At 66.9% G+C, this 10,568-nt stretch carries 10 protein-coding genes; 7 read left to right on the top strand and 3 right to left on the bottom strand.

Translation table 11 applies throughout. From position 1 onward, the window contains the following. Position 1 precedes the first annotated feature (1 nt). The 6 genes from I6N89_RS11705 (at position 2) to I6N89_RS11680 (ending at position 5,831) form a co-directional block, all read left to right on the top strand. Positions 2 to 1,315: an NAD(P)/FAD-dependent oxidoreductase gene (locus tag I6N89_RS11705; RefSeq protein ID WP_207018632.1), complete on the top strand. Its 1,314-nt coding sequence runs from the start codon at positions 2 to 4 to the stop codon at positions 1,313 to 1,315. 114 nt (positions 1,316 to 1,429) lie between these two features. Continuing rightward, positions 1,430 to 2,239 (top strand): creatininase family protein, encoded by an 810-nt coding sequence (locus tag I6N89_RS11700; RefSeq protein WP_207018631.1) that lies wholly within the window; start codon positions 1,430 to 1,432, stop codon positions 2,237 to 2,239. Positions 2,240 to 2,295: 56 nt separating this feature from the next. Beyond that, on the top strand, positions 2,296 to 3,294 hold the full coding sequence (locus I6N89_RS11695) for a TRAP transporter substrate-binding protein (RefSeq protein WP_207018630.1): 999 nt from the start codon (positions 2,296 to 2,298) through the stop codon (positions 3,292 to 3,294). Then, positions 3,291 to 3,854, top strand: coding sequence for a TRAP transporter small permease (locus I6N89_RS11690; protein WP_207018629.1), 564 nt, complete (start codon positions 3,291 to 3,293; stop codon positions 3,852 to 3,854). Before I6N89_RS11695 ends, I6N89_RS11690 begins: the two co-directional genes overlap by 4 nt. Positions 3,855 to 3,857: 3 nt before the next feature. After that, positions 3,858 to 5,144 carry a TRAP transporter large permease gene (locus I6N89_RS11685; protein WP_207018628.1) on the top strand — a complete coding sequence of 429 codons (1,287 nt, stop codon included), beginning with the start codon at positions 3,858 to 3,860 and terminating at the stop codon, positions 5,142 to 5,144. Between the two features lie 9 nt (positions 5,145 to 5,153). After that, on the top strand, positions 5,154 to 5,831 hold the full coding sequence (locus I6N89_RS11680; protein WP_207018627.1) for an RraA family protein: 678 nt from the start codon (positions 5,154 to 5,156) through the stop codon (positions 5,829 to 5,831). Here the strand turns inward: I6N89_RS11680 and I6N89_RS11675 are convergent, their stop codons facing one another. Beyond that, positions 5,832 to 6,743 carry a LysR family transcriptional regulator gene (locus tag I6N89_RS11675; protein WP_207018626.1) on the bottom strand — a complete coding sequence of 304 codons (912 nt, stop codon included), beginning with the start codon at positions 6,741 to 6,743 and terminating at the stop codon, positions 5,832 to 5,834. Between the two features lie 38 nt (positions 6,744 to 6,781). Here I6N89_RS11675 and I6N89_RS11670 point away from each other — a divergent pair, with 38 nt between their 5' ends. Next, positions 6,782 to 7,714, top strand: coding sequence for a 2-hydroxyacid dehydrogenase (locus tag I6N89_RS11670; protein WP_207018625.1), 933 nt, complete (start codon positions 6,782 to 6,784; stop codon positions 7,712 to 7,714). A gap of 285 nt (positions 7,715 to 7,999) precedes the next feature. Here the strand turns inward: I6N89_RS11670 and I6N89_RS11665 are convergent, their stop codons facing one another. Continuing rightward, entirely contained in the window at positions 8,000 to 8,731 is a 732-nt protein-coding gene (locus I6N89_RS11665; RefSeq protein ID WP_207018624.1) for an SDR family NAD(P)-dependent oxidoreductase, read from the bottom strand. 33 nt (positions 8,732 to 8,764) lie between these two features. Beyond that, a complete protein-coding gene (ggt, locus tag I6N89_RS11660; RefSeq protein WP_207018623.1) occupies positions 8,765 to 10,429 on the bottom strand; it encodes a gamma-glutamyltransferase in 1,665 nt (554 codons plus the stop codon). Between the last annotated feature and the right edge of the window lie 139 nt (positions 10,430 to 10,568).

Here is a 10,568-nt window from a genome sequence, read left to right as displayed (position 1 = left end):
CATGCGCCCCTTTGTCGAGACCGTGGAAGGCGATGAGACCCTCCCCCGCGAGGTCGATCTGGTCGTGATCGGCGGCGGCATCATCGGCACCTCTGCCGCCTTCTGGGCCGCCGAACAGGGCCACCGCGTGGCGCTCATTGAAAAGGGCCGGATCGGCGGCGAGCAGTCGAGCCGCAACTGGGGCTGGGTCCGGCGCATGGGGCGCGACGTGGCGGAATACCCGCTGGGGATCGAGAGCCTGCGGCTCTGGGACAGGCTGGCGCAGCGGCTGGGCCATGATACGGGCTTCCGGCGCACGGGCATCGTCTACACCGCTCATACCGATGCCGAGATGGCCTGGATCGAGAGTGTTTCGCGCGATGCCGACCGCTTCGGGATCGGCGCCAAACGGCTGAGCGCCGCTGATCTGGCCGAGCGCTTTCCCGGCGCGTCGCTGCCCGCGCGCGCCGGGCTGCTGACAGAAGACGACGGGCGCGCCGAGCCCGCCCTTGCCGCCCCCGCGCTCGCCAAAGGCGCGCGGGCCAAGGGCGCCGCGATCCTCACCAACTGCGCCGTGCGCGGGATCGAAACCTCGGCGGGCGCGGTCTCGGGCGTCATCACCGAGCGCGGGCGCATCGGCTGCAAGACGGTGGTGCTGGCGGGCGGCGCCTGGTCGCGGCTGTTCCTCGGCAATCTCGGCGTGGATCTGCCCCAACTGCGGGTGCGCGGCTCGGTTCTGCGCACCAAGCCGCTGGCGGGCGGGCCGGTGCATGCGCTCGGCAATGGCGAATTCGGCATCAGGCCCCGGCTCGACGGCGGCTATACGATCTCGCGCCGGGGCCGTGCCAAGGTGCAGATCACGCCCGACAGTTTCCGCCTGCTGCCGCGCTTTGCCAAAGGCCTGCGCGAGCATCGCGGCGAGCTCGCGCTGACCCTCGATCAGGGCCTCTGGGACGGGTTGGTGACGCCGCGCCGCTGGGCCGATGACGCGATAACCCCCTTCGAGCGCTGCCGCGTGCTCGACCCCGAACCGCAGGAGCGGCTGCTGGCGGAGGCGATGCGCGCGGTGACCCGGGCCTTTCCGGTCTTCAAAGACGCAGAGATCGCACAAAAATGGGGCGGCATCATAGACGTGACCCCTGACGCGGTGCCGGTGATCGGACCCGCAGCCCAAATCCCCGGGCTGGTGCTGGCCACCGGGTTTTCCGGCCACGGCTTCGGCCTCGGCCCGGCAGCGGGGCAGTTGGCGGCGGAGCTTGCCACCGGCACGGCACCGCTGGTGGACCCGTCGCCGTTCCGGATGGACCGCTTCACCGCCGCCCAGGCTGCGGCATGACACAGGCGGGGCAAATTTCCTCTATCGCCCCGCAAACCGATTGAATTGGACGCCCCCGGCGCGGGCCGCTTCACTGAGGCAAACCCGAGCCACAACAGACAAGGAACTGAGCCCATGATCGACAAGATCCGGATGGCGGAACTGACCTCGGAAGAGGCGCGGCAGGAACTCACCTCGGAGGCGGTGGTGCTGCTGCCGATGGGATCGCTGGAGGATCAGGGCATCCACGCGCCGATGGGCGATTACATGGCCGCCGACCTGATGGCGATGGAGATCGCAAAGGCCGCCCGCGCGGACGGCGTGGCCACCTTCGTTGCGCCCGTCATCCCCTTTGGCGGCAAGGATTATTTCGAATCGAGCCATGGTGGCATTTCGATCAGCCATGCCACGCTCTGCGGCATTCTCGACGATATGTTCGGCTGCCTGAACCGCCACGGCATCCGCAAGCTGATGATCGTCAACGGCCATGGCGGCAACGTCCCCGCGATCACCGAGGTGGCGCTGCGCTGGCGTCAGAAGGCCGGGCTCTTCGTGCCGTCGATGTATCTCTGGCAGGTGGCCTATGGCGAGCTGCCGGGCCTTATCGGCGCGGACAAGGCCAAGGCGAGCTCCGGTCACGGGGGCGATCCGCTGACCTCGGTGGGGCTGCATTTCTATCCCGATCTGATCCGCGCCGATCTGGTCAAACCTGCCCCCACCGGCAGCGAGATCAAGGGCATGAAGATCGGCGGATTTTCCTCCGTCGTCTATGACGGCGCCAAGATCCAGGCGCCCATCGAGGCGCTGGAGGCGACCGAGACCGGCGCCTATGGCTGCGACCCGACCCTGTGCTCGGCCGAGACCGGCGATGTGCTGGTGAAACGCCTCGCCGCCATCGGCGCGGGGCTCGTGCGCGATCACGTCGCCAAGGGCCTGCACGACTGACATCCACAACCAGAGCCGGGCAACCGGCCATTCCCCCCCAACTGAGGAGACACACAATGAAGACGAAAACCATGCTTGGCCTCGCAACCGGTCTCGCGCTCATTCTGAGCTCGGCGGTTCAGGCCGAAACCACCTGGAAAATGGCCACGAAGATGCCGGTGGACAGCCCCGAAGGCCAAGTGTTCGAGAAATTCGCCGAGCTGACCGAGGAATACACCGGCGGCGAGCTGAAAATCACCGTCTATCCCAACGAACAGCTCGGCAAGGAAGACGCGGTTCTTGAGCAGCTTCAGGCCAATATCATCCAGGTCTATGCCGAGGGCTTCGGCTATATGAAGAAATGGGAGCCCGCGCTGGCCTGGCTCTCCGGCCCCTTCGCCTTTGATGATTACGATCACTGGCAGCGCTTCATGAACTCCGACACCGTGAAAGGCTGGTTCGACAATGCCGCCGAACAGTCGGGCGTGCGCCCGCTGGGCGACCCGACCCGCGTTCTGCGCGGCCCGTTCCGGGTCACCGTCTCGAACGTGCCGGTCGAGACGGCGGCGGATTACGAAGGCCTCAAGATGCGCATGCACGAGAACAAGGTCGCCATCGAGACCTGGGACACGCTGGGTGCCGAGGTCATCACCCTGCCCTGGACCGAGGTCTATCAGGGCATCTCCAAGGGCATCGTGCAGGCGGTGAACTCGCCCATCGCGCTGGTGGAATCCATGCGTTTCAACGAGGTGGCCCCCTATATCGCGCGGATGGACGAATACTGGCAGTCCATCGGCTTCATGGTCAACGAAAGCGCGCTGGCGGCGCTCGACGAAGACACCCGCGCCGGGCTGATGAAAGCCTATGAAGAGGCCGGCGACATGTCGCAGGATCTGATGTTCTCGGTCGCCGATGAAAGCATCGCGCGAATGGAGGCCGAGGGCGTGACCTATACGGTGCTGGATACCGCGCCGCTGGTCGAGAAGATGCAGGCCTATTACGAGGACATGGACGCCAAGGGCGAGCTGCCCGACGGCTTCATGGAGGCCATCGCGGCGACGCGGGCCACCCAGTGACCCCGCTCGACTATATCCCCGAGGGTCCGCGTCAGCGGGCCCTCAACCGGCTCGACCGGTTCAACTGGTCGATGGGCGGCGCGTTTCTGTGGCTGTCCAATATCTGCCTGCTGGTCATGCTGGGGCTGACCACGGCCACAATCATCCTGCGGCCGCTGAGCATGGCGCCCTACTGGATGTGGCCCTGGACCATGGTGTTCTTCATCTGGCTGAGCTTCTTCGGCTTTTTCGCGCTCTACGCCCGGCTCAAGGATGTGCGGGTGGATTTCCTCGCCCAGCATCTGGGCGAGAAAGGCATGGCCGCGACACGCATCGTCTCGGATGTGGCGACGCTGGTCGTGACCGGCGTGCTGCTCTTGCAGCTGCCGACCGTCATCGCAACCTCGCGCGGGGTCTATGACGGCGCGATCCTGCCCGCGGGCTTCGAGCTGCCGCGCCTGGCGCTCTCCGTCCCCCTCTTCATCTCGACCGTTCTCGTGGCGCTGACCGCCCTTCTCGACCTCGCCAAGATGGCCGCCGGGATGCCCGAGAACGTCACCGAGCATCACCCGGAGCTGTAACCCATGGCGTGGATTCTTTTCGGCACTTTCATCGCGCTGATCATGCTGCGCGTGCCCATCTCCATCGCCATCGGCACCGCGACGGTGCTGACCTTCCTGACCTCGGATTTCTCCACCGCGCTACAGATCATCCCGCAGCAGATGCTGGAGGGGGTGAACAAGGCCTCGCTCACCGCCGTGCCGTTCTTCATCATGGCGGGCAACCTGATGAACGCCACCGGCGTGACCGAACGCATCTTTGCCTTCGCCAATGCGCTGGTGGGCCATCTCAGGGCCGGGCTGGCGCAGGTGAATATCCTGTCCTCGATGATCTTTGCCGGCATCTCCGGCGCCGCCGTGGCGGATTGCGCCGGCCTCGGCGCCATCGAGATCAAGGCGATGCGCGAGCGCGGCTACAGGCCCGATTTCGCCGCCGCGATCACCGTGGCGTCGTCCGTGATCGGGCCGCTGATCCCGCCCTCCATCGGGCTGGTGCTCTATGCCTTCCTCGCCCAGCAGAGTATCGAACGGATGTTCCTTGCCGGCCTCGTGCCCGGCATCCTCGTGGGGCTGGCGCTGATGATCTATGTGCGCATCCGCGCGCAGTTTCAGGAGTTTCCCACCCAGCCGCGTGCCACCGTGCGCGAGGTGGCGGGCACCGCGAAACACGGGTTTCTGGCGCTGATCGCCCCGGCGATTATCCTCGGTTCCATCATGTTCGGTTTCGTCACCGCGACCGAAGCGGGTGTGCTGGCCTGCCTCTACTGCATCGCCATCGGCATCTGGTATCGCGAGCTGACCTTCCGCAGCTTTTTCAACGCGCTCAGCGACACCGCCATGATGACCGCCGTGATCATGATCATCATCGCCTTTTCCATCGCCATGGGCTGGCTGCTGGCCATCGACCAGACACCGCAGAAACTCGCCGACTGGACCTTTTCGCTGACCGAAAACAAGAACGCCTTCCTGGCGCTGCTGCTGGTCTTCGTGATCCTCGTCGGCTGCGTGGTCGAGGGCGTGCCCGCCAAGCTGATCCTGGTGCCGACGCTGCTGCCGCTCATCGACGCCTATGGCATCGACCGGGTGCATTTCGGCATCATCATGCAGCTCGGCCTGCTGATCGGCATCGCGACGCCCCCCATGGGGATCGGGCTTTACATCGTGGCCGAGGTCGGTCGCGTGCGCTTTGAAAAGGTCACCATGGCGGTGCTGCCGATGCTGCTGCCGCTCTTCGCGGTGCTGATCCTGCTGACCTATGTGCCGCAGACCGTCACCTTCCTGCCCGATCTCATCCTCGGACCTCAAAACTAAGAGAGACCCATGTCCAATCTTGTCTACAAGCTGAACCCGATGCCCGCGCCGATCCCGCAGGACAAGCTCGACCGTCTGGCCAAGCTGGAAACCGCCACGATCGGCCATTTCTACCATTACGGCTTTGCCGCCCCCGCCATTCAGCCGGTGCTGCCGGGCAAGGTGGTGGCCGCCACGGTGGCGACGCTGGCCATTCCGGGGCTCGACAGCACCCTGCTGCACCATTGCCTGAGCCAGTGCGGGCCGGGCTATTTCCTCGCCGTCGACCGGCTGGGCGATACGAAATACGCCTGCTGGGGCGGCGGCGTCACCCGCATGGCCGCGATGATCGGTCTGGAGGGCGGCTGCGTCGATGGCCCGCATACCGACACCGCCGAGATCAAGGAACAGGATTTCGCCATGTGGTCGCGCGGCCCCTCGCCCGTCACCACGCGGCTTTACAACACCGGCGGCGGCTTCAACGTGCCGGTGAGCATCGGCGGCGCGGCGGTGCTGCCGGGCTATGCGGTGCTGGCCGATGAAAGCGGTGTGCTCTTCATCGCGCCCGAGGATCTCGACGCCGTGCTGGCCGAGGGCGAACTGAAGACCGAGCGCGGTCTGGTCAACGAGGCCAAGATCACCGGCGGCACCCATCTGGGCGCCATGTCCGGCGCGACCAAGATGGTCGAGGCCAAGACCGAAGGCTGATCACAGCTCGTGAAAGGAGGCGTAGCGCCCATGTTCCGCGCACCAGCTCTGCGCCGCCTCGCGCGCCAGATCCAGCACCGCGCCCACCTGCTTGCGCCGGGCGCGGTTGACATGGGTGCAGGCCACATTGAGCGGCGGCAGCGGCTCGGTGGTCGCGATCTCGACCACCCGGCCCGCCGCGATATCGGGCTCCAGCGCGGTCAGCGCCAGCGCCGAGGCGCCATAGCCCAGCCGCACCAGTTCGCAGATCGTTGCAAGCGCATTGCCATAGTGGCGCGGCGCCGGGCGGTCGCGCATGTCGGCGACATACTCCGCCACCGGATTGAAGAGCGGCGAGGTCTTTGGATAGAGCACCAGCGGCAGCGCGCGCAGATCGTCGGCGCTCATCGGCAGGCTCTGGCCTGCGATCACATCGGGCCGCGCCACCCAGCCGACCTCGTAGCGCACCGAGAAATCCGCGCCGGGCGCGCGGTCTCCGCTGGCGGTAAAGGCCGCGTCCAGCGTGCCCGCCTCGACAAAGCGGCGCAGTTGCAGATCGGAGGCGGAATAGATGTCGAGCAGCATGTCGGGGTCCGCCGCCGCCACCGCGTCGCGCAGGAGCGGCCCCCAGGTCAGCGCCGCCATGCCCGCAAGCCCCACGGTCAGCCGGCGTTTGCGCTTATCCTGCAAGCGGCCCATCATCGCCTCGCGCAGGTTCAGGAACTGCACCGCGAATTCCGCCACCTCCAGCCCCTGATCGGTGAGCGCAAAGGCCTGTGCCTCGCGGTCGATCAGGGTCTTGCCGAGATCCTTCTCCAGCGACTGGATGCGCGCCGAGACGGCGGGCTGGGTCAGGCCCAGATATTCCGCCGTCTGCCGGTAGTTGCCGAACTGGCTCAGCCAGTAAAACGCTTCGAGTTGCTTGAAATTCATCCTATCCCCTCAATGACACACGATCCCAAGGAGCCAACATGACCGTCGCCGTCTACCTTCCCCTCGCCGAAAAGACCCAGTGGTGGGTGGAGATGCTGCAAGGGCTGTTGCCCGGCTGGGACGTGGTCTCGATGCATGACGAGATCGACCCCGGGGCGGTCACCTATGCCGTGGTCTGGCGCCCGCGCACCGGCGATCTGGCGGGGTTCCCCAACCTCAAGGCCATCGTTTCCATCGGCGCGGGCATCGACCATGTGCTGGCCGATGCCGAGCTGCCCGAGGGCGTGCCGATCATCCGCACAGTCGGCAAGGATCTGACGCAACGGATGCGCGAATACGTGGCGCTGCATGTGCTGCGCCATCACCGCGACATGCCGCGCCAGTTGCAGGCGCAGGCGGAGAGCGACTGGCACGCCATCGTGGTGCCGGTGGCGCCGAACCGGGTGGTGGGCGTGATGGGGCTCGGCAATCTCGGCGCCGCGGCGGCGCAGACGCTGGCCGGGCTGGGCTTCGACACCCGCGGCTGGTCGAAATCGCCCAAGGATCTCGACGGTGTGAGCTGTTTCACCGGCACGGGCGAGATGGACGCGTTTCTCGACGGTTGCGAGATCCTGGTGAACCTGCTGCCGCTCACCGATCAGACGCGCGGCATTCTGAACGCCGATCTGTTTGCCAAGCTGGCGCCCAGTGCCTGCGTGATCAACTGCGCGCGCGGTCCGCATCTGGTGGATGCGGATCTGCTGGCGGCGCTGGAAAGCGGGCAGATCAAGCAGGCAACGCTGGATGTGTTCCATCAGGAACCGCTGCCCGCCGACAACCCGTTCTGGACACATCCGGCGATTACCGTGACCCCGCATGTGGCCTCGCAGATCGACGCGGCCACCGGCGGACGGCTGATCGCGGCGAACCTGAAGGCCTTCGAGGAGACCGGCACCTGCGGCGATCTGGCGGACGCGGCGCGGGGGTATTGAGGAGCGCCTCCCCAACGTGACATCCGAGCGTTGCCCCGGCGCGGAATCAAGGCGAAGCCGCCGCGCCATCGCCGGCCCGCCCCACCGGGCTGGCGATTTGGTGACGCCAGGACAACGTGTCGAGGTCCTTCGGACGTGGCCGGGATAAATCGAGAGGCTCCCCATGTCGTTCGCCATCCCGCGGGCCGACGATGACGCAGCTACCGTTTGCATTCCTCCGCAAGCGGAAAGGTCCGTCTCTGCCATTATACGCTCAAGGGGTGGAGACGCGTCCCGCCCCCGCCCTCACACATGCTGCCCGCCATTCACGTCGATGGAGGCGCCGTTTACATATGACGCCTCGTCCGAGCAGAGGAACAGCACCACCCGCGCCACCTCGTCGGGCTGGCCCAGCCGCCGCAGCGGGATGATATCCGTCATCTCCTCGGTGCCCGGCGACAGGATCTCGGTCTCGATCTCGCCCGGTGTCACCATATTCACCCGCACGCCGCGCGGCCCCAGCTCGCCCGCCGCCTCGCGGGTCAGCGCCGCCAGCGCCGCCTTGGAGCAAGCATAGGCGGCGCCCGCGAACGGATGCACCCGCGAGCCCACGATCGAGCCCACATTGACCACCGCGCCCTGCCCACGTTCGAGCTCGGGCAGCAGGTCACGCATCAGCGCCGCCGGTCCCATAAGGTTCACCGCCAGCACATGCTGCCAGACCTCATCCGAACTCTCGGCCACTCCCAGACGCGCGCCATCGTCGCCCTTGGGCGAGACCCCGGCATTGTTGACGATGGCGTGCAGCCCGCTCTGTCCGAGGCTCTCGCGCACGCGCGCCACCAGATCGGCGCGGCTCGCCGGGTCCGACAAATCGCCCTGAAAGTGATCGGTGCGCCCCGCATGCCAGAGGCACCGCGCGTCGAAGGCGGTGCGCGACACGGTCAGCACGCGCCAGCCGGCGGCCTGAAAGGCCTTGACGGTGGCATGGCCGATGCCCCGGCTCGCCCCCGTCAGCAGCAATGTCTTCTGCGTCATGGATGCCTCTCCGTTTCCGCGATCCCGTTGGGTTCAGATGTGGAACGCCACCCCCTCACCGGCAAGCCCGCCGCCCAGCGCCGAGACGGTGCCGTCGGCGCGCCAGCACGCCGCCCCCGTCATCTCGCCATCGGGCCCGAAGGCAATCGCGTTCATGCCGCCGCCGATATGCGGCACCAGCTTCACCTCGTGCCCCATCGTCTCCAGCGCCGCCTTGTGATGCGCATAGTCCGGCTCCAGCTCCACATGCGCACCCTCGGTCCAGATGCGCGGCGCCTCGACCGCCTGCTGCGGGGTCATGCCGAAATCGATCATGTTGACGATGGACTGCATGGCGCTGGGGAAGATCCGCACCGCCCCCGGCAGCCCCAGCGCGAAACGTGGCGCGCCATCCTTCAGCACGATCATCGGCGCCATGGAGGTCGGCACCCGCTTGCCCGGCTGGATCGACAGCGCCTTTCCCGGATGCGGGTCGAAATTATACATGTAGTTGTTGGGGATCATCCCCGTGCCCGGCACCATGAAGCGCGCCCCGAAGAGCCCGTTGATCGTATGGGTCGCCGAGACGATCATGCCGTCGCCATCGGCCACGGTGATATGGGTGGTGTTCCGGCTCTCGTAACCGGGCGGCACCGCGCTTATGCCCCCGGCCGGGCGGATACGGCCAAGGCAGGCCTTTGCGTAGTCCTTGGAGATCAGCTTTTCGACCGGAATGTCGACGAAATCCGGATCGCCCGAAGCCGCGCGGCGGTCCTCGAAGCCAATGCGGATCACCTCGGCCAGCAGGTGCAGGCGATCCGACGAGTCAAACCCCATGGCCGCCAGATCGTAGGCTTCGAGCATGTTGAGCATCTGCGCCACATGCACGCCCGACGAGGCCGGCGGCGGCGGACCGGCGATGTCGAAACCGCGATAGCTGCCGAAGATCGCGTCACGCTCGCGCGCCTCGTAGCGCTCCAGATCGCGCATGGTGACCAGCCCGGGCTCGGCGCCGTCCACCGCCAGCCGGTCGACCAGCGCCTGCCCCAGCGCGCCGCCATGCAGCGCCTCCGCCCCTTCGCGCGCGATGAGTTTCAGGCTCTCGGCATAATCGCCCTGCACCAGCCGGTGACCGGGTTTGGCGGGGGCGCCATCGGGGAGGAAATGGCGCGCAATCTCGGGATCTTTCGCCAGATCCTCCGCATGACGCTCGATATTCGACGACAGGTATTGCGTCACCCGGAAGCCGCCCGCCGCGTGGCGGATCGCGGGCGCGATCACATCGGCGAAGGGCAGCGCGCCGTGGGCTTCATGCATCGCGCACCAGCCGCGCAGATTGCCCGGTACCGCCACCGCCGCAGGCCCGACGAGATTCTTGCGCCCGGCGGTCTCCATGTAATCGGGCAGCCGGTCAGACACCGGCGTGAACATGTCGGGCACCGCGCTTTCGGCGGCCTGCGACAGGCAGTCATAGACCGTATGTCGCCCGTCCGGCAGACGCAGATGCGAGACGCCGCCGCCGGCGATGCCCACCATCATCGGCTCGACCACCGTCAGCGTCAGCAGAGCGGCCACCGCCGCATCCACCGCATTGCCCCCCATGGCCATCATCTCATGGCCGGCGGCGGAGCCCAGCGGGTGGTTGGTCACCACGACCCCCCGCGCCCCCCGCGCGGATGATTTGCGGCAGGTGAAGGGCAGCGGCTGTTCGGTGGTCATCTTCGGGTCTTCCTGTTGGGCATGCGCGGGCAGGCCCCGCGTCACGGGTCTTTCGCGCGCCACGTTAGGCCTGCCCCACCGGGAGGTCACGCGAAAAAGGCCCCTACCCGGTCCGCCCGGAACAGGATGCCTGCCCTCT

Origin of the sequence: Salipiger abyssi (assembly GCF_017311415.1) — a bacterium.
Taxonomy (GTDB): Bacteria; Pseudomonadota; Alphaproteobacteria; order Rhodobacterales; family Rhodobacteraceae; genus Salipiger; species Salipiger abyssi_A.
The sequence above is the reverse complement of the archived record's forward strand: the minus strand, read 5'-3'. Positions and strand labels throughout refer to the sequence as shown.